This window comes from Skermanella rosea, from assembly GCF_016806835.2.
GTDB lineage: Bacteria > Pseudomonadota > Alphaproteobacteria > Azospirillales > Azospirillaceae > Skermanella > Skermanella rosea.
Map to the genome: position 1 here is coordinate 5,032,930 of NZ_CP086111.1, position 19,521 is coordinate 5,052,450.

Genomic DNA, 19,521 nt, shown 5'->3' on the forward strand with positions numbered 1-19,521 from the left:
TCCGCGACCTTTTCAGTAGGTCACCGGCATGCGCTCGATCGCCTTCTCCCCGGCCGCCTCCTGCTGGCGGGTCCACATGGCTGCATAGGCGCCGCCGCGGGCCAGCAGGTCGGCATGGCGCCCGCGCTCGACGATGCGGCCGTCCTCCAGCACGATGATCTCGTCGGCGTCGATCACGGTGGACAGCCGGTGCGCGATCACCAGGGTGGTGCGGCCCCGGCTGACCTCGCGCAGGTTGGCCTGGATCTCGCGCTCGGTGTGGGTGTCGAGCGCCGAGGTCGCCTCGTCGAACAGCAGGATCGCGGGCCGCTTCAGGATGGTCCGGGCGATCGCGACGCGCTGCTTCTCGCCGCCCGACAGCTTCAGCCCGCGCTCGCCGACCATGGTCTTGTAGCCGTCGGGCAGCCGGTTGATGAAATCGTGGATATGGGCGAGGCGGGCCGCGTGCTCGACCTCCTCCACCGTGGCGCCGGGGCGGCCGTAGGCGATGTTGTAGAAGATCGTGTCGTTGAACAGCACGGTGTCCTGGGGGACGATGCCGATGGCGGCGCGCAGCGACGCCTGGGTCACCTTCGCTATGTCCTGCCCGTCGATCAGGATGCGGCCGGCGCCCGGATCGTAGAACCGGAACAGCAGCCGGCTGATCGTGGACTTGCCGGCGCCGCTGGGACCGACGATCGCGACGGTCCGGCCGGCCGGCACCGCCAGGGACACGCCCTTGAGGATCGGGCGCCGGGGATCGTAGCCGAACTCCACCCCTTCGAAGGCCACCGTGGCGCCTTCCACCGACAGCGGCTTGGCGTCGTCAGCGTCTGCGACCTCCCGGTCGATGTCGAGCAGTTCGAACATCTTCTCCATGTCGGCGAGGCTCTGCTTGATCTCGCGGTAGACGAAGCCGAAGAAGTTGAGCGGCTGGTAGAGCTGGAGCAGGTAGGTGTTGACCAGCACGAAGTCGCCCAGCGTCATGGTCCCGGCCATGATGCCGCGCGCCGCCATGTACATCACGATGGTCAGCCCGACCGAGATGATCGCCGCCTGGCCGATGTTCAGCAGGGACAGGCTCGTCTGGCTGCGTACCGCCGCACTCTCGTAGGAGCGGAGCGCCCCGTCGTAGCGCCGGGCCTCGTGGTCCTCGTTGCCGAAATACTTGACCGTCTCGTAATTGAGCAGGCTGTCGATCGCCTTGGTGTTGGCCTGGTTGTCCATCTCGTTCATCTCGCGGCGGAACTTCATCCGCCACTCGGTGATGACCAGGGTGTAGGCGATATAGGCGACGACGGTCAGGAAGGTCGCCAGCGCGAACCAGACGTCGAACATGCCCCACAGGATCGCGCAGACCAGCAGGATCTCCAGCAGGGTCGGCAGGATGTTGAAGAGCATGAAGGACAGCAGCGTCTGGATCGCCCGGGTGCCCCGCTCGATCGACCGCGACAGCCCGCCGGTCTGGCGTTCCAGGTGGAAGCGCAGCGACAGCGCGTGCAGGTGCCGGAAGACGTTGAGCGCCACCGACCGGATCGACCGCTGCGCCACCTTGGCGAAGATCGCGTCGCGCAGTTCCCCGAACGCCAGGGCCAGCACCCGGGCGAGGCCGTAGGCCAGGATCAGCCCGACCGGCAGCGCCACCGCCGCGGCCCCCGTGGCGCCCAGCGCGTCGACCGCGTGCTTGTAGAGGATCGGGACATAGACGTTCGCCAGCTTGGCGACGATCAGGCAGGCCATCGCGGCGACGACGCGGACCCGCAGCTCGGTCTCGCCGCGCGGCCAGAGATAGGGCAGCAGGGAACGGATGGTCTCCCGCTCCCCGAGCTTTTTCGCGCGGGTGAAGCGGGTCGTGTCGGTGACGCTCATGAAGGCTGGCCTGATGCGGCTGGATCCGGAAGAGCTAACCTAGGCCGGCCGGGTGCGGGAGTCCACCGGGGCGGGGGGAAGCTCCACACCGCGAATGCGCTGTTCCAGCGGGGCGAACGGCTGGACCGTATCTATTTTTCAGCCATCAGCGTGCTGCGCAAGGGCACACCGTCCGCCTCCGGTTCATGATCAACAGCACCGTCGCGAAGGCGCGCAAGAGATTCCGGCGAGAGCCGGTCAACAAGTCCCCGATGGGAGCGCAACCTCTCGAGCACTTCCGCTCCCGTAGGGGCAACGGGGACCGCAGAGGCCGCGACCTTCTTCGCGAGCGGCAGGGTCGCCGCGAAACGGAACTGAAGAGGCAACACCTAAACCTCCAGCCAACAGTATGAGCCACTCTTCGGCGAGCCCGACAGTGAGAAACCCATTTCCATGTAAAGCGGTATGGCGCCTTCGACAGGGCGCATTACCCGAAGCTTCCTGCAACCGATCGTCCGCGCATGGGCGAGGGCCGCCTCCACTACACAGAACCTTACTGCGGACTTGAGCGGGGGTACACGGTTCGGGGCTCCCTCAAGTACATGGACGGAGAGATGCTCTCGTCCTTTCGAAGGCTTGCCGATAGCCAGGCCGCATAGAACCGTTCCACTCCAGATGGCCACTTCGAAACGGTCCAAGGCGTTCTGCCAAGCTTTCCTTTCTTCCGACCAATTCCAGTCAAACCGCCGATCTGGATGATTTCGCCAAGTTTGAGACCAAGCCTCAAGAGCAATTCCATTAATTTCAGTAAGCTGGACTGGCACAAGGACAAGGGATGGAGAGATAGCAGCAAGCAAGGATTGAATACGAATTTCAGCTTCGCGGTAAGCCTCGTTTCGCGCGTATTGATAACGCGTGATGGGATTCCCCAGGATTTCCAAGGCCGTTATTCCAAATTCCATTATACAGCTTTTCTTATGGTAGAATATATATGCGTCTATCCGAACATGCAGAATCGTCAATGGTACAATCTTAAGTTATAAAATGCGCAGTGATCATAGTGCATCGGCTGATGAAAGGAAGATTTTTCTATATCGTCCTGCCGGCCCTAGACGCGACGGAAGCTATATCGCCTGTACCGCAAGAGCCTGTCCAAAAACCGTGCATGCCCAAAGCTTCTTATGCCATCATGGGGCGGAGGCAGTGTCGGCAGGGTGGAAGCGGCATCGGAATGCTCATGAACGGCCCGGAAAGAACCGACGAGACCCGGACCTTCGTGTTCCTGGCCGGCATCGCCGCGGCGGGACTGGCGGTGGCGATCGGGTTCCACATGATCTGGGGGGCGCTGATCCCGCGCAACGATCCCCTGCCGAAGGCCGCCATCTTCGATCCGGCGCTGCGCGTGGCCCTGAGCGAATACGGCGCGTCGGTGACCGAGACGCGCGCCGTGTTCACGGCGTCCACGCCGCAGGGCACCCGCACCGTCAGCAACTGCTCCGACTACATGAAACTGCTGGACCAGGGCGTGCGCGCGGCACCCGGCGAACCCGAAGAGGTGCTCGACGCCTACCGGAACTGCCCGCTGCTCTTCCTGCTCCGGCAGGCGCGGCAGCCCGTCACGTACCTGGCGCCGCTCTCCCATCTGGCGGGAACCATCGCCGAGCGCCTGGACATAGAGACCCTCCCGGCGGAGGTCCGCCCGCCCCTGTCGGCCAAGGACGACGAGTCCCCGTTCCGTCCCCGTTTCGTCATCGACGAGGAGAAGCTCAGGATTTCGTCGGCGGACAATTCCTGGTCCATGACCATCCTGGCCTCGGGCAGCTTCTCCAGCGACGGGCGGGAGGATATCGCGGCCCGGATCGACCGGGGGCAGTCCCGCCGCTACGTCATCCTGTCGGCGCGCCCGGACGGCAGCCTCGCCGCGGCATCGCCGGAAAGCCTCGCGATGACCACCACCCTGCCGGTCCGGCTGCGCTGATCAGGCCGGCACCCGACCGGTCCTGCCCTCGGCCCGGCCCTCGGTCCTGTTCAGGTATCCGACCACCAGATATGTGAACGGCGTCGCGAGCGCCTCGAAGCCCGACTTGACCAGCCACTGGGTGACGGCGGCGCCGACCAGCGCCTCGGCGGGAAGCACGCCGGCGAAGGCCACGGTCATGAAGACGGCGGAGTCCAGGAACTGCCCGACCAGGGTAGAGCCGATGGTGCGGACCCACAGCATCCGGCCGCCGGTCAGGCCCTTCAGCCAGGCCAGGACGTAGGCGTTGACGAACTCTCCCGCCAGGTAGGCCGCGAAGGACGCCAGCAGCAGGCGCGGCGTGGCGCCCAGGATCGCCTCGAACGCCGCCTGGTCATGCCAGAAGGGGGCCGCGGGCAAGGCGAGCGCCAGCGCGAAGGCCGCGACCGCCAGGATGTTGCACAGGAAACCCAGCCAGATCACCCGCCGGGCGGCGTCCAGCCCGTAGACCTCCGTCAGGACGTCGCCGATGATGTAGCTGACGGGGAAGATCAGGACGGCGGCCGGAAGGACCAGCCCGCCGACCATGATCAGCTTGACCGCCGCGACGTTGGAGACGATCAGGCAGGTCACGAACAGGGCGACGATCAGAAGAAAGCTGGATGAATAGCCGGGGCTCGGCGATCTGGACATGGTCGTTCCGGGGAAGCGGCAAAACGCGCCCTATGCCGACTGCCGCCGCGCGTGTCAATGCCGGCGGCATCATTGGGCTTTCCCTTCGGCCCCCGATCGACTATATGGGCGCTCCCCATGAGAACCGCCGATTTCGATTTCGATCTGCCGCCCGACCGGATCGCCGACCAGCCGGCGCGCCCGCGCGATGTCGCGCGCCTGCTCCATGTCGGCCAGTCCGGCGCCGGGGACGCCTTCACCGACCATATCGTGCGCGACCTGCCGGGCCTGCTGAACCCCGGCGACCTGCTGGTCTACAACGACACGCGGGTGATCCCGGCGCGCCTGACCGGCCGGCGCGGCGAGGTCCGCGTCGAGGTGACCCTGCACAAGCGGGAGGGCGCCGACACCTGGCACGCCTTCGCCAAGCCGGGCAAGCGGCTGCGCGCCGGCGACACCATCGATTTCGCGCCCGGCCTGTCGGCGGAAGTGCGGGACAAGCGCGAGGGCGGCGACGTCGAGCTGCGCTTCTCCGTCGCCGGGTCGGACCTGATGGCGGCGCTGCACCGCCACGGCGTGATGCCCCTGCCCCCCTATATCCGCCGGCCCGACGGCGAGGCGGCGGAGGACCGCCAGGACTACCAGACGGTGTTCGCCGCCCGGGAGGGCGCCGTCGCCGCCCCCACCGCCGGGCTGCATTTCACGCCCGACCTGCTGGCGCGACTGGACGAACGCGGCATCCGCCGGGTGCCGGTGACGCTCCATGTCGGGGCCGGCACCTTCCTGCCGGTCAAGGTCGAGGACATCCGCGACCACCGCATGCATGCCGAATGGGGCGAGATCGGGCGCGGGACGGCGGATGCCGTCGCGGAGGCCAGGCGGGCCGGCGGACGGGTCGTCGCGGTCGGCACCACGTCGCTCCGGTTGCTGGAAAGTGCTGCGGCCGAGGACGGAACGCTTGCGCCGTTCAGCGGCGACACCGACATCTTCATTACCCCCGGATACCGTTTCAAGATCGTGGACCTGCTGCTGACCAACTTCCATCTCCCCCGCTCGACGCTGTTCATGCTGGTCTCGGCCTTCGCCGGGCTCGACCGCATGCGCGCCGCCTATGCCCATGCCATCGCCTCGGGGTACCGGTTCTATTCCTACGGCGACACCTCGCTGCTGGAAAGGACACCCCGGGAATGACCGCCCCCACGGGTTTGACGACGGGCCTGGGTTTCGAACTGCTGAAGACCGAGGGCGCCGCCCGGCGCGGCCGCCTGACGACCGCGCACGGCAGCGTCGAGACACCGGCCTTCATGCCGGTCGGCACGGTCGGCACGGTCAAGGGCATGCTGCCCGGATCGGTGAAGGAGACCGGCGCGCAGATCCTGCTGGGCAACACCTATCACCTGATGCTGCGCCCGACGGCGGAGCGGGTGGCCCAGTTCGGCGGGCTGCACAGGTTCATGAACTGGAACGGCCCGATCCTGACCGACTCCGGCGGGTTCCAGGTGATGTCGCTGTCCGAACTGCGGACCCTGGACGAGGACGGCGTCACCTTCAAGTCGCACCTGGACGGGCGGCGCCACCACCTGACGCCGGAACGGTCCATGCGGATCCAGCACCTGCTGGACAGCAACGTGACCATGTGCCTGGACGAATGCACGCCCTTCCCGGCGACCCACGAGGTGGCGGAGAAGTCGATGAGGCTCAGCATGCGCTGGGCGCGGCGCTCGCGCGACGCCTTCGTGGAGCGGCCGGGCTATGGGCTGTTCGGCATCGTGCAGGGCGGCGTCTATCCCGACCTGCGGGCGGAATCGGTCGAGGCGCTGACCGGCATCGGGTTCGACGGCTACGCGGTCGGCGGGCTGGCGGTCGGCGAGGGCCAGCAGACGATGTTCGACGTGCTGGACTTCACCACGCCGCTGATGCCGGCGGACCGGCCGCGCTACCTGATGGGCGTCGGCCGGCCGAGCGACCTGATCGGCGCGGTGCGGCGCGGGATCGACATGTTCGACTGCGTGATGCCGACCCGGTCCGGCCGCACCGGGCAGGCCTTCGTCCGGCGCGGCGTGCTGAACATGCGGAACGCCCGCCATGCCCACGACACCCGTCCGCTGGACGAGGATTGCCGGTGCCCCGCCTGCCGCGACTATACCCGCGGCTACCTGCATCACCTGTTCCGGGCCGGCGAGATGCTGGGGCCGATGCTGCTGACCTGGCACAACCTGACCTATTACCAGGACCTGATGGCGGAGCTGCGGCGCGCCATCGAGGAAGGCTGCTTCGAGCGGCGCGCGGCCGAACTGGAAGCCGGGCTGGCGCTCGGCGACCTTCCCGCCGTCTCCGATCCCCTCAATGTCCCCGTCGTTCCCGAGGAGAGTTCGAGTGTCCCAGTCGATCTATGACGGCCTGACCCAACTCGGCGGCAACACCGCCCAGCCGGCCTCGCCCGAGGAGGCGGTGCTGGAGCGCGTGCCGAACCCGCACCCCGGCACGGCCTATCTGGTGCGCTTCGCCGCCCCCGAGTTCACCTCCCTGTGCCCGATCACCGGCCAGCCTGACTTCGCCCACCTGGTGATCGACTATGTGCCGGGCGACTGGCTGGTCGAGAGCAAGTCGCTGAAGCTGTTCCTGACCTCGTTCCGCAACCACGGCGCCTTCCACGAGGCCTGCACCGTCGGCATCGCCAAGCGGCTGGAGGCGGAGCTGAGTCCTTCCTGGCTGCGCATCGGCGGCTACTGGTACCCTCGCGGCGGCATCCCGATCGACGTGTTCTACCAGACCGGGCCGGTTCCGGACGGCGTCTGGATCCCGGACCAGGGCGTGGCCCCCTACCGTGGCCGCGGCTGAGGCCAGCCAAAGGACACCCGAGGGGATCCGGGAAGCGATCCGCGACCGTGCCCTGGCCCTCGGGTTCGACGCGGTCGGGTTCGCCCCCGCGCGGCTGGGCGGCGAGGTCCGGGAGCGCCTGGCCGAGTTCCTGGCCCAGGGCATGCACGGCGACATGGGCTGGATGGTCGAGAAGGCCGACCGCCGGGGCGACCCGCAGGTGCTGTGGCCGGATGCCCGCACCGTCATCGCGCTCGGCATGTCCTACGCGCCGCACGAGGACCCGCGGGGACTGCTGGAGCATCCCGACCGCGGGATCGTCTCGGTCTATGCGCGCGGGCGCGACTACCACGACGTGGTCAAGTCCCGGCTGAAGGCGCTCGCCCAATGGGTCCACCGGGAGTTCGCGGCGGAGGTCAAGGTCTTCGTCGATACCGCCCCGGTCATGGAGAAGCCCCTGGCCGAACGGGCCGGGCTGGGCTGGCAGGGCAAGCACACCAACCTGGTGTCGCGCGAGCATGGCTCCTGGCTGTTCCTGGGCGAGGTCTATACCGCGCTGGACCTGCCGCCGGACCCGCCGGGCAAGGATGTCTGCGGCTCCTGCCGGCGCTGCCAGGACGCCTGCCCCACGGCGGCGTTCCCCGAGCCCTACCGGCTCGACGCGCGGCGCTGCGTCTCCTACCTGACGATCGAGCACAAGGGACCGATCCCGGAGGAGCTGCGGCCGCTGATGGGCAACCGGATCTACGGCTGCGACGACTGCCTGGCCGCCTGCCCCTGGAACAAGTTTGCCCGCCGCACGCGGGAGGCGGCCTTCCTGCCGCGCGCCGAATTGACCGCACCCCGCCTCGCCGACTTGGCGCAGCTGGACGACGCCGGCTTCCGCCAGGTCTTCTCCGGCTCGCCGATCAAGCGGATCGGCCGCGACCGGTTCGTCCGCAACGTGCTGACCGCGCTGGGCAACAGCGGCGATCCGTCCGTCATCCGGGTCGTGGAACCGCTGACCCGCGACGCCTCGGACCTGGTGCGCGACGCCGCCCGCTGGGCCCTGGAGCGGCTGGGCGGGACGCCCCCGGAATTTTCCCTTTGACCGCGGGACACCTTCGCGTCAGACCGTTGGCGGAAATCCACGGCCCGCGAGAGACCCCGCCATGACGATCCTTCAACTTCTGTTCGGCCTGGTGCTCCTGGTGGCCGGGGGCGAGGCCCTGGTCAGGGGCAGCGTGGCGGTGGCGCAACGTCTGGGCGTCTCGCCCATGCTGATCGGGCTGACGCTGGTCGGCTTCGGCACCTCCACCCCGGAACTGGTCACCAGCCTCCAGGCGGCCCTGATCGGCGCACCGGGGGTGGCGATCGGCAACGTGGTCGGCAGCAACATCGCCAATATCCTGCTGATCCTGGGTGTCTCGGCGGTGATCCTGCCGATGGCCACCACCAAGGAGGCTTTCCGGCGCGACGGGCCGGTGCTGATCGGCGCCAGCGTGCTGATGGTGGCGGCGGTCCTGGCCGGGTCGCTCGCCCGCTGGGTCGGCGTCGTCTTCCTGGTGCTGCTCGCCGCCTACACCGTCTACACCTATTTCACGGAACGGGACAACGGGAGCCCGTCCGCCACGGTGCATGCGGCCGAGGCCGGCAGCGTGGCCGACCTGCCGCCGCGCACCATGGGGTTCGGCCTGGGCGGCCTGTTCATCGTGGGCGGCATCGCCGGGGTGGTGTACGGGGCGAGCCTGCTGGTCGACGCGGCCCTTGTGATCGCCCGGGCCGCCGGACTGTCCGAGGCGGTGATCGGCCTGACCCTGGTGGCCGTGGGCACCTCGCTGCCGGAGCTGGTGACCTCGGTCATGGCCGCGATCCGGAAGCAGACCGACGTCGCCTTCGGCAACATCATCGGCAGCAACATCTTCAATATCCTGGGCATCGCCGGCGTCACCGCCGTCGTCACGCCGATCTCGATCCCGCCCGAGATCGCCGGCTTCGACATCTGGGTGATGCTCGCGACCGCCGTGCTGCTGGTGGCCTTCGCCGTCACCGGCTGGCGCGTCAACCGCTGGGAGGGGGTGGCGCTCCTGGGATGCTACGCGGCCTATCTCGCGGTCCAGCTCTCCCCCGGCGCCCGGGCGGTGCTGGGACTGGCCTGAGGAGGCGCCGATGACAGGCGAGCGGCGGCACGATCCGCGCTTCGGTCCCGACCCCGATGCCCTGCACCCCCTGGCGGACCATCCCCGGGTGATGTTCGTGCGGAACCTGCCGCTCCCGCCCAACGTGGAGATCGGCGCCTACACCTATTACGACGACCCGGAGGGGCCGGAAGCCTTCCTCAGGAACGTGCTGTACCATTACGAGTTCACCGGCGACCGGCTCCGGATCGGCCGGTTCTGCGCCCTGGCGACGGGAACCACGTTCCTGATGAACGGCGGCAACCACCGGACCACGGCGCCGTCCACATATCCCTTCCTGATCTTCGGGGGCGCCTGGGCCGGGCGCTTCGAGGGCGAGGCCGAGTTCCCGGGCCGCGGCGACACCGTGGTCGGCAACGACGTCTGGACCGGCTGGAAGAGCACGATCCTGCCCGGCGTCGCCGTCGGCGACGGCGCGGTCGTCGCCGCGCGGGCGGTGGTGACCCGGGACGTGCCGCCCTACGCGGTGGTCGCCGGAAACCCGGCTCGGGTCGTCCGCATGCGCTACGGCCCGCGGGACGTCGAACGGCTGCTGCGGCTGCGCTGGTGGGACTGGGACGCGGAACGGATCACCCGCAACATCCCCGCCATCAGCGGCGGCGACGTGGACGCGCTGGCGGCGGCGACCTGACGCAAGCGCCGGCGCCCCTCCCGCTCCGCCCGCCCAGTCCCCACATAAGGGGCTCTCCCCACTGTCCTGGAACCCTGATGCTCGGATCGGCCCATCTTCAACGTGTCTACGAAGCGGCGGAGGACTGCGTCGCCGCCGGACGCTACACCAACGCCGCCAAGCTGCTCGCCAGCCTGCTGGTGCAGGACCCGGAGCCGGACCACGAGCGGATCGCCGCCGTGCTGGACGCCCTGATCGAGATGTCGGCCGAGCCGTCGGCGCTGATCAACCGGGCCGCCATGCTGCTCGACCCGGCCATGGGGGAGACCGATCCCGAGCGGGCGCTGGCCCTGCTCCAGGACGCCGCCGACCAGACCGACGACCCCGAGCACCCGGAGCACACCCTCTCCGGGCTGGCCCACGGCATGATCGGCGACTGCTATATCCGGGGAGCGGGCGTGTCGGCCGATCCCGACGCCGGCTTCGGCCACTACCTGCTGGCGGCGGAGTACGGCAACGCCAAGGCCGCCTTCAATGTCGGCCTCGCCTATGACCAGGGGATGCTGGGCCAGGCGGTCGACCGCGACGCCGCCAAGCGCTTCTACCGGATCGCCGCCGACGGGGGCGAGGCCTCGGCCATGACCCGCCTCGCGGTGCTCTACATGACCGACCAGGACCCGCCGGACGAGGTCACGATCGTCGACCTGCTGGAAGCCGCGGTCGAGCGGGGCGACGAGGACGCGGCCGAGATCCTGCAGAACCTCCAGGACGACGTCCTGGAGTGACGCCCGCGCTTGCTCGACCCGGCCCCGGGTCCCGTCAGCGCACGCCTTGGGGCCAGATCACCACTCGGACGGTCTGGAGCAGGATGATCAGGTCGAGCATCAGGCTGCAGTTCTTGACGTAGTAGAGATCGAACTTCAGCTTCTCGCGCGCGTCGGCGATCGACGCGCCGTAGGGGTAATTGACCTGCGCCCATCCGGTGATCCCCGGCTTGACGATGTGCCGGTAGGGATAGCAGGACATGTCCTTGACCAGGTCGTTGACGATGCTGGGACGCTCCGGCCGGGGACCGACGAAGCTCATCTCGCCGCTCAGCACGTTGAAGATCTGCGGGATCTCGTCGATCCGGATCTTGCGGATGATGCCGCCGATGAAGGTCACGCGGGGGTCGTCGACCGACGCCCAGCGGGCGACGCCGTCCTTCTCCGCGTCGACGCGCATGCTGCGGAACTTGATGACCGAGAACTTGCGCCCGTTCAGGCCGACCCGCTCCTGCCGGTAGAAGATCGGCCCCCCGTCCTCCAGCTTGACCGCCAGCGCCGTGAAGCACAGCAGCGGCAGCGCGAACAGCAGGAAACCGAGGCTGACCGTGATGTCGAACGTCCGCTTCACCGCCGTCTCGAAGCGGCCCATCGTGCTGCCGTTGGAGAACAGCAGCCAGTTCGGATAGGGGCGGTCGATCTCGAGCTGGCCGAACTCCCGCTCGAAGAAGGTCGCGGTGTCGAGGATGCGGATGCCCCTCAGGCGGAACTGGAGCAGCGTCTCGCGCGGGACACTCTGTTCCGGGTGCTCCAGCGCCACGACCACCTCGTCGGCGTTCAGCGTCTCGCACAGCGACAGCAGGTCGTTGGCCCGCACCACCCGGCTCTCGGTGACGCAGGTGGCACACGGCTCGACCGGCGCGAAGCCCAGCACGATGAAGTTGGCCGGCCGGAGCTCCCGCTCCGCCCGCTCGATCCGCTGCGCCTGTGGCCCGGTGCCCAGCACCAACACCCGGTTCTTCAGGGACTGGATGCTGGCGATGCGGGTCACCACCGCACGGTTGCCGAGCAATCCCACCGACGCCAGGGCCAACGCCGGAAACAGCGCGCTCATCCAGATCCTGCTGCCGGGGACCACGTAGAAGATCGTCATCAGGCACAGGAAAGAGAGGCCAAGCCCGATCAATATGCGTAGATAAAGCACCTTGATCGTCAGCAGGTATTTCCGCTCGTACAGTCCCATCATGAAAAGGCACGGTATCGTCATCGCCGTGAACACGATGGTCTGATGAAGATGTCCCTCTTGGTTGGTGAGAACTATGTCCAGTGTTGCATAGCTCAGGCTGAGACACAGGATCATGGCGCTCGCCAGAACACCCGCATCGGCAAGCGCCAGGAAAAGGAAAGAGGTTGGAACGAACATGTTGAAAACGCGGATCATACTGAATAGCCCCCTACCCGGTTTTCTGTCCGAAAGCGCCTTTTTGAAGGAATTCTATAAATTTTCATGAAAAAGCGCGCATTGACCGAGGTCCGCAGAATGAGTTCTTGGCGCGGAGGATAGCACCGGTTGACCGCCGGACACTCGTTCTTGTGCATAAAATGGGCAAACCTTTTGACGTACCGCATTGTCCCGAAAGGAGAAATCGGGTTTGCGAGGGAACTTTGCGGACGCACGGCATCGCCCGAACGGGCAGCCCAGGGAACCTTTTACATAGTTACAAAAAAATCGTTCTCGGAGAACAATTTGTTATTAGCAACTGTCATGATGCAACGCGGAAATGTCTTATATTGCAGCGCCTCATAATTGTTTCATCGACCTTTCCACAAATGTTACAGAAGCGATTAGCAGAGGTTTAATGACTCTTTAACGCTGAATCATGTACTCCTGGCAGCAGAAAGCCTCCTGGCGGCCGTATGTTTTCCACAGGAAACTCGTGGATTTCCAGCATGCGCCCTATCAACTTATGAAGCCTGACGGGATGACTGAAAAGAAATCGGAAGTGAGGGCGGCCCTCGCCACCTGCCGCAATGCCTTCGTCATGACTGCGGCGTTCAGCGCGTTCATCAACCTGCTGATGCTCGTGTCGCCCATGTACATGATGCAGGTTTACGACCGGGTGTTGCACAGCCGCAGCGAGGCGACCCTGCTGATGCTGACCCTGATCACGGTCGGCCTGCTGGGCGTGATGGCCCTGCTGGAGGTGATCCGCTCCCGCGTGCTGGTCCGCGTCGGCGGTCGGCTCGACCAGGAGTTGAGCGAACGGATCCTGTCCGCCCAGTTCCAGGCCAGCCTGCACCGGGTCGGCAGCAATCCCGCGCAGGCCAGCCGCGACTTCGACACGGTCCGCCAGTTCCTGACCGGCTCGGGCATCTTCGCTTTCTTCGACGCGCCGTGGACGCCGCTGATCCTGGCGGTCATCTTCGTCTTCCATCCCATCCTGGGCCTGATCGCGCTGGTCGGCGGCATCCTCCTGTTCGCCCTGGCCATCGTCAACGAGGCGGTGACCAAGAAGCCGCTGGAGGAAGCCAACCGCAACGCCGTCGTGGCGGCGGGCGCCATCGAGAGCAGCATGCGCAACGCCGAGGTGCTCGAGGCGATGGGCATGTTCGGCAATTTCCGCCGCCGGTGGGCGGGACGGCGCGAGGAGATCCTGCGTCTCCAGGCGGTCGCCAGCGACCGCGCCGGCGTCATCATGGGCCTGACCAAGTATCTGCGCCTGCTGCTCCAGACCGCGATCCTGGGCGGCGGCGCCTGGCTGGCGATCCACGAGCAGATCTCCCCCGGCGTGATCATCGCGGCCTCGATCCTGATGGGTCGCGCGCTGGCCCCGGTCGAGCAGGCGATCGGCACCTGGAAGCAGTTCGTCGGCGCCCGGATCGCCTATCGCCGCCTGAACGAGCTGCTGAGCCGCATCCCCAAGGCGGTGCCGCGCACCGAGCTGCCCCGCCCGGCCGGCGACCTGAAGGTGGAGACGGTCGTGGTGGTTCCCCCCGGCGGCTCGGCGCCGACCCTGTCGCGGGTAAGCTTCGACCTGGCCGCCGGCCAGGTGCTGGGCGTGATCGGCCCGAGCGGTGCCGGCAAGTCGACGCTGGCCCGGCTGCTGGTCGGCGCGTGGCGGCCCTATGCCGGCACGGTGCGGATCGACGGCGCGGACCTGCACAACTGGGACCCGGAGCGGCGCGGCACCTTCATGGGCTACCTGCCCCAGGACGTCGAGCTGTTCGACGGCTCGGTGTCCGAGAACATCGCCCGGTTCGGCGAACTGGACAGCGAGGCGATCGTCGCCGCCGCCCGGCGGGCCGGCGTCCACGACATGATCCTGCGGCTGCCCCAGGGCTATGACACCCCGATCGGCACCGGCGGCTGCGCGCTGTCCGGCGGCCAGCGCCAGCGCATCGGCCTGGCCCGTGCGGTCTACGGCGGCCCGGCGCTGGTGATCCTGGACGAGCCGAACTCCAACCTGGACGACGAGGGCGAGTCGGCCCTGGTCCACGCCATCTCGGAGCTGAAGCGTGCCGGCACCACCGTCATCATCATCTCCCACCGGCCCAGCATCCTGAGCGCCACCGACCAGATCCTGGTGCTGGCCGACGGCGGCGTCCGGATGTTCGGCAATCGGAACGAGGTCCTGTCCCGCTTCACCCGCCCCGTCGTGGCGTCCGCATCCACCCCGGCCCAGCCGGGCCTGACCGCCCAGCAGGCTTCCTGACATGACCAGTCTGATCGAAACCAATCCCGGCCTCCTGCCCGCGAAGCCCGCCGCCGGCCGCGGCGCGAAGGCCAAGCCGAACTTCCCGACCTCCTACAACGGCACGATCACCGCCGGCTGGCTGGTGATCCTGGCCGGCTTCGGCAGCCTTGCCGCCTGGTCGGCGCTGGCCCCGCTGAGCACCGCCGCCATCGCCAGCGGCACGGTCGTGGTGGACAGCTACCGTAAGTCGGTGCAGCACCTCCAGGGCGGGATCATCCAGGACATACTGGTGCGGGACGGCCAGAAGGTTCAAGCCGGCGACGTGCTGGTCCGCCTCGATCCGACCCAGACCCGGTCGCTGGCCCAGATGCTGCGCGCCCAGGTCGACCTTGCGAAGGCTGAGGAGGCTCGGATGCTGGCCGAGCGCGACGGCCTCCCCGACATCCGCTTCCCCGCCGACATGATCGAGCGCGCCCGGACCGAGCGGGATCTGGCCGAGACCATGGCCGGCCAGAAGCGCATCTTCGAGGCCCGCCGCGAGAGCCTGACCGGCCAGACCTCGATCCTGCGCAACCGCATCGCCCAGTCGCTCGAACAGATCTCCGGCATGGAGATCCAGGAGAAGGCAAAGCTGCGCCAGAGCGCCCTGCTCGACAAGGAGCTGAACGGCCTCCGCGAACTGGCCGACCGCGGCAACGCGCCGGCCAACAAGGTCCTGCAGTACGAGCGCGAGGTCGAGGAGCTGACCGCCGAGCGCGGCGAGATCCTGTCGCGCATCGCCAGCGTCCGCCAGCAGATCGGCGAGGCCGAGCTTCAGATCACCCAGGCGCAGAAGACCTTCCTGGAGCAGGTCGAGACCGACCTGCGCACGACCCAGGCCCGCCTGTTCGAGTCGGCCGAGCGCCTGCACGCCACCACGGCCGAGCTGGGCCGCATGGAGGTGCGCGCGCCGGAGACCGGCGTCGTGGTGGACATGGCGTTCCACACGGTGGACGGCGTGATCAGCCCGGGCGGCCGCATCATGGACATCGTGCCGCAGAACGACCAGCTCGTCGTGGATGCCCAGATCCGTCCGGCCGACATCGACGGGCTCCAGGTCGGCATGGAGGCGGAGATCCGCTTCCCGGCCTTCAACCAGCGCACCACGCCGATGATCCATGGCCAGCTCAAGACCGTCTCGGCCGACCGGCTGGTCGACCCGAAGACCAACATGCCGTACTTCAACGTGCGCGTGCTGGTGGACGAGAAGAGCAAGGAGAGCATCTCCGGCCTCAACATCATCCCGGGCATGCCGGCCGAAGTGGTGATCAAGAAGGGCGAGCGTACGCTGCTCTCCTACCTGATCCAGCCGATGCAGGACACCTTCGTCCGCGCCATGCGCGAATAGCGGGCGACGGCATATGGGAACGAGAAAAGCCGCCCTGCGAGGGGCGGCTTTTCTGATTTCATAGCCCACAGATGAACGCAGATGGACACAGATAAGGAATGGATCAGAACTGAATATCTGTGTCCATCTGCGTTCATCTGTGGACAAGTAAAATCTATAGGCTTGAGCCGGCCTGCGCTTACGTCGAAATCTCAAGCGTGGCCGGCTTCGCCCGACAGCATGGACAGGCTGACGCCCAGCTTGGCGATCGCCCGCTCCCACTTGGTGTCCAGGTCGCGGTCGTACAGCAGGCCGTCGTCGGCCGGCGCGTTCAGCCAGCCGTTGGCCTGCATCTCGGCGTCCAGCTGCCCCGGCCCCCAGCCGGCATAGCCCAGCGCCAGCATGGCATGCTTCGGACCGCGACCGTCGGCGATGGCGCGCAGGATGTCCACGGTGGCGGTCAGCGCCACGTCGTCGTCCACCGTCATCGTGCCTTCGCGAACGAAATCGGTCGAATGCAGCACGAAGCCGCGGCCCGACTCGACCGGCCCTCCGAAATGCACCCGCATGTTGGCCGCGTGGCCCGGCGTGTCTATGCCGAGTTGCTCCAGCAGGTCCGGGAACGTGATCGAGCCGAAGAGCTTGTTTATCACAAGGCCCATGGCGCCGTCCGGGTTATGGGCGCAGATATATATCACCGAGCGCTGAAACCGCTGGTCCGGCATGGCCGGCATGGCGATCAGCAGTTGGCCGGTCAGGTATTGGGGCTTCCGCGTTGCATCAGTCATTCGTGCCGTTCCGTCTGCCTCAAGCTCCGAATGTGGTGGCTGATCTCACCGGATCAACGGGGCCTCATGAAAGTGTGACAGCACCTGCGACCGCTTGCCACCTATAATGCCGAACCACGAGACACAAAATCCAAGCGCCATGATCAGCAGAAGCACCCTCTCCAGCGTCGCCACCGGACTGCTCGTCCTGCTCGCGGCCCTGCTCTCGTCGATCCCGCCGGTCCATGGCGCCTCCGGCCCGTGGCAGGCGACCGAGACCGTCGAGGGAAGGCTGGTCGCCGCCGTGGACGGCGCCGGCTCGCTCGACAGCGTCCCGATCGGGCTCCACCTGAAGATGAAGCCGGGCTGGAAGACCTATTGGCGCTCGCCCGGCGACGCCGGACTGCCGCCGCAGCTTGCCTGGGACGGCAGCGCCAACCTGGCCGGAACGGACATGCGGTGGCCGGCGCCGCACCGCTTCACCCTGTTCGGGATCGAGACCTTCGGCTACGACGGGGAGGTGGTCTTCCCCATCGCCGCCCGCCCCGCGGAACCCGGCCGGCCACTCGACCTCCGCGCGTCGGTCGACCTGCTGGTGTGCAGCGACATCTGCGTGCCCCAGCGCCTGGACCTGACCCTGGCGATCCCGGAGGGGCCGGCAAGCTCGGCGGGCGCCGACGCCAACCTGATCGCCCGCTTCGCCTCCCGGGTGCCCGGCGACGGCGCCGCCTCCGGCCTGTCGATCGAGAGCGTGCGGGCGGCGGACAAGTCGCTGCGGGTCGTGGCGACAGCGCGGGAGCCCTTCGTCGATCCGGACCTGTTCGTGGAGGCCGGGGCGGCCGCCGCGTTCGGCGCCCCGAAGATCGATTTCGCCGACGGCGACCGCCGCATCACGATCACGCTGCCGGTCACCGGCGAGCCGGTGGCCCTGGAAGGGATGCCGGTGACCCTGACCCTGGTGGACGGGCTGCGCGCGATGGAGCGTGCGGCGACGGTGGAGGCGCCCGGTGCCATTCAGGCCGGAGACGTCGGGGGGCTCGCCGCCATGCTGGGCTTCGCCCTGGTCGGCGGGCTGCTGCTGAACCTGATGCCCTGCGTGCTGCCGGTCCTGTCGCTCAAGCTGCTCTCCGTGGTCAGCCACGGCGGCAGCGCCCCGCGCGAGATCCGCGCCGGCTTCCTGGCATCCGCCGCCGGCATCCTGTTCTCCTTCCTGGTGCTGGCCGGCGCCGCGGTCGCGCTGAAGCTGACCGGGTCGGCGGTCGGCTGGGGTATCCAGTTCCAGCAGCCGCTGTTCCTGGTCTTCATGGTGGTGCTGGTCACGGTGTTCGCGGCCAACCTGTGGGGTTTGTTCGAGATCCCGCTGCCGCGCGCCATCGCCGACGCGGCGGTGGGCGGACACGGCGGGCACGCCCCGACCTTGCGCGGCCATTTCGCGACGGGGGCGCTCGCCACCCTGCTGGCGACCCCCTGCTCCGCCCCGTTCCTCGGCACCGCGGTGGGGTTCGCCCTGGCCCGCGGGCCGCTGGAGATCGTCGCCGTCTTCCTGGCGCTGGGCCTCGGCCTGGCCCTGCCCTTCCTGGCGGTGGCGGCCTTCCCCCGGCTGGCCGCGCGCCTGCCCCGGCCGGGCCGCTGGATGATCGTGCTGCGCCGGGTGCTCGGCGCGGCGCTGGCCCTGACCGGCGTCTGGCTGCTGTCGGTCCTGGCGGTCCAGATCGGCCCGGCGGCGGCGCTGGCGGTCGGCGCGCTGATGGTCGCCGTCGTGCTGGCGCTGGCGGTCCGCCGCCGGCTGCCCGGCCGCATCCGGTTCGCCGGCGGCGTGGCGGCGGCCCTGCTGGCGCTGGCCGCCTTCGGGATGCCGACGGCGCTGGACCGCCCGGCCTCGCAGGCGGCCGCGGCGACCGACGCCGAGTGGGTGCCGTTCGACCGGGCCGCCATCGCGGAGCAGGTGGCCGCCGGGCGCACCGTGTTCGTGGACGTCACGGCGAGCTGGTGCATCACCTGCCAGGCCAACAAGCGGCTGGTGCTGGCGCGCGACCCGGTCGCCGGAAGGCTGTTCGGCGGGGCCGTGGTGCCGATGCAGGCGGACTGGACCCGTCCGGACGACGGGATCGCGGCCTACCTGGCCGAGCACGGCCGCTACGGCATCCCGTTCAACATGGTCTACGGCCCCGGAGCCCCCGAGGGCATAGCACTGCCGGAACTGCTGACCGAGGCAGCGGTGCTCGCGGCGCTGGACCGGGCGGGCTGACCGGGAGGCGCCGGACAGGAATGCTCCTTGCGACGCAACGCCGCACCGGTCTACACCTGTGCCCACGATTCACGCTCGGAGGGCCATCAGAATGACGATCAAGGTCGGCGACAAGTTTCCGTCCGTCACGCTCAAGCACCTGACATCCAACGGGATGCAGGAAATCAGCACCGACGACCTGTTCAAGGGCAAGAAGGCCGTGCTGTTCGCGGTCCCGGGCGCCTTCACCCCGACCTGCTCGGCCAAGCACCTGCCGGGCTTCGTCAATCGCGCGGGCGAGTTCAAGGCCAAGGGCTACGAGATCGTCTGCATGGCGGTGAACGATCCCTTCGTGATGGACGCCTGGGCCAAGTCGTCCGACGTCGGCGACAAGATCACCATGCTGCCCGACGGCAACGGCACCCTGACCAAGGCGCTGGGCCTGGAGATGGACGGCACCGGCTACAACCTGGGCCATCGCAGCAAGCGCTTCGCCATGGTGATCGAGGACGGCATCGTGAAGTCGGTGAACGTCGAGGAGCCCGGCGCCTTCGAGGTCTCCAGCGCCGACGCCGTGCTCAACACGATCTGACGGCCGCCTCCGCCGGGCCGGGCTCCGCGCCCGGCCCGGCAGCGGGA

Annotated in this window: 16 protein-coding genes; 12 read left to right on the top strand and 4 right to left on the bottom strand. The window is 68.1% G+C overall.

Features of this window, described 5'->3' with window-relative positions; genetic code table 11:
* Nucleotides 1-12: 12 nt before the first annotated feature.
* On the bottom strand, nt 13-1,848 hold the full coding sequence (locus tag JL101_RS23505) for an ABCB family ABC transporter ATP-binding protein/permease (RefSeq protein WP_203097974.1): 1,836 nt from the start codon (nt 1,846-1,848) through the stop codon (nt 13-15).
* 1,210 nt (nt 1,849-3,058) lie between these two features.
* On the opposite strand from JL101_RS23505, the gene JL101_RS23510 reads away from it, so the two are divergent.
* On the top strand, nt 3,059-3,805 hold the full coding sequence (locus JL101_RS23510) for a hypothetical protein (RefSeq protein ID WP_203097975.1): 747 nt from the start codon (nt 3,059-3,061) through the stop codon (nt 3,803-3,805).
* Here JL101_RS23510 and JL101_RS23515 read toward each other — a convergent pair whose 3' ends face one another.
* Nucleotides 3,806-4,477 carry a queuosine precursor transporter gene (locus tag JL101_RS23515; protein WP_203097976.1) on the bottom strand — a complete coding sequence of 224 codons (672 nt, stop codon included), beginning with the start codon at nt 4,475-4,477 and terminating at the stop codon, nt 3,806-3,808.
* 117 nt (nt 4,478-4,594) lie between these two features.
* On the opposite strand from JL101_RS23515, the gene queA reads away from it, so the two are divergent.
* The 7 genes from queA to JL101_RS23550 all read left to right on the top strand — a co-directional run bounded on the left by queA (nt 4,595) and on the right by JL101_RS23550 (nt 10,848).
* Nucleotides 4,595-5,647 (top strand): tRNA preQ1(34) S-adenosylmethionine ribosyltransferase-isomerase QueA, encoded by a 1,053-nt coding sequence (gene queA, locus JL101_RS23520; protein WP_203097977.1) that lies wholly within the window; start codon nt 4,595-4,597, stop codon nt 5,645-5,647.
* Nucleotides 5,644-6,852, top strand: a complete 1,209-nt coding sequence (gene tgt, locus JL101_RS23525; protein ID WP_203097978.1) for a tRNA guanosine(34) transglycosylase Tgt — start codon at nt 5,644-5,646, stop codon at nt 6,850-6,852. Before queA ends, tgt begins: the two co-directional genes overlap by 4 nt.
* A complete protein-coding gene (gene queF / locus JL101_RS23530) occupies nt 6,803-7,297 on the top strand; it encodes a preQ(1) synthase (RefSeq protein WP_203097979.1) in 495 nt (164 codons plus the stop codon). The genes tgt and queF overlap by 50 nt, the downstream gene beginning before the upstream one ends.
* Entirely contained in the window at nt 7,284-8,366 is a 1,083-nt protein-coding gene (gene queG, locus JL101_RS23535) for a tRNA epoxyqueuosine(34) reductase QueG (protein ID WP_203097980.1), read from the top strand. The genes queF and queG overlap by 14 nt, the downstream gene beginning before the upstream one ends.
* A gap of 61 nt (nt 8,367-8,427) precedes the next feature.
* On the top strand, nt 8,428-9,414 hold the full coding sequence (locus JL101_RS23540) for a calcium/sodium antiporter (RefSeq protein ID WP_203097981.1): 987 nt from the start codon (nt 8,428-8,430) through the stop codon (nt 9,412-9,414).
* A gap of 10 nt (nt 9,415-9,424) precedes the next feature.
* The gene (locus JL101_RS36825; protein WP_203097982.1) at nt 9,425-10,084 is read left to right on the top strand and encodes a CatB-related O-acetyltransferase; all 660 of its coding nucleotides are present in this window, start codon (nt 9,425-9,427) and stop codon (nt 10,082-10,084) included.
* Nucleotides 10,085-10,161: 77 nt separating this feature from the next.
* The gene (locus tag JL101_RS23550; protein WP_201076892.1) at nt 10,162-10,848 is read left to right on the top strand and encodes a tetratricopeptide repeat protein; all 687 of its coding nucleotides are present in this window, start codon (nt 10,162-10,164) and stop codon (nt 10,846-10,848) included.
* A gap of 34 nt (nt 10,849-10,882) precedes the next feature.
* Here the strand turns inward: JL101_RS23550 and JL101_RS23555 are convergent, their stop codons facing one another.
* Nucleotides 10,883-12,268: a TIGR03013 family XrtA/PEP-CTERM system glycosyltransferase gene (locus JL101_RS23555; protein WP_203097984.1), complete on the bottom strand. Its 1,386-nt coding sequence runs from the start codon at nt 12,266-12,268 to the stop codon at nt 10,883-10,885.
* A gap of 541 nt (nt 12,269-12,809) precedes the next feature.
* Between JL101_RS23555 and JL101_RS23560 the strand changes: the two genes are divergently transcribed.
* Both JL101_RS23560 and JL101_RS23565 read left to right on the top strand, forming a co-directional pair.
* Nucleotides 12,810-14,540 carry a type I secretion system permease/ATPase gene (locus tag JL101_RS23560; protein ID WP_228435109.1) on the top strand — a complete coding sequence of 577 codons (1,731 nt, stop codon included), beginning with the start codon at nt 12,810-12,812 and terminating at the stop codon, nt 14,538-14,540.
* A 1-nt stretch (nt 14,541) separates the two neighbouring features.
* Nucleotides 14,542-15,909 (top strand): HlyD family type I secretion periplasmic adaptor subunit, encoded by a 1,368-nt coding sequence (locus JL101_RS23565; protein WP_203097986.1) that lies wholly within the window; start codon nt 14,542-14,544, stop codon nt 15,907-15,909.
* Between the two features lie 191 nt (nt 15,910-16,100).
* On the opposite strand, the gene JL101_RS23570 is transcribed toward JL101_RS23565, so the two are convergent.
* Entirely contained in the window at nt 16,101-16,676 is a 576-nt protein-coding gene (locus JL101_RS23570; protein ID WP_203097988.1) for a YqgE/AlgH family protein, read from the bottom strand.
* A 139-nt stretch (nt 16,677-16,815) separates the two neighbouring features.
* Here JL101_RS23570 and JL101_RS23575 point away from each other — a divergent pair, with 139 nt between their 5' ends.
* Together JL101_RS23575 and JL101_RS23580 are read left to right on the top strand one after the other, a co-directional pair.
* Entirely contained in the window at nt 16,816-18,903 is a 2,088-nt protein-coding gene (locus tag JL101_RS23575) for a protein-disulfide reductase DsbD family protein (RefSeq protein ID WP_203097990.1), read from the top strand.
* Nucleotides 18,904-18,994: 91 nt separating this feature from the next.
* Entirely contained in the window at nt 18,995-19,474 is a 480-nt protein-coding gene (locus JL101_RS23580) for a peroxiredoxin (RefSeq protein ID WP_203097992.1), read from the top strand.
* Nucleotides 19,475-19,521: the final 47 nt, after the last annotated feature.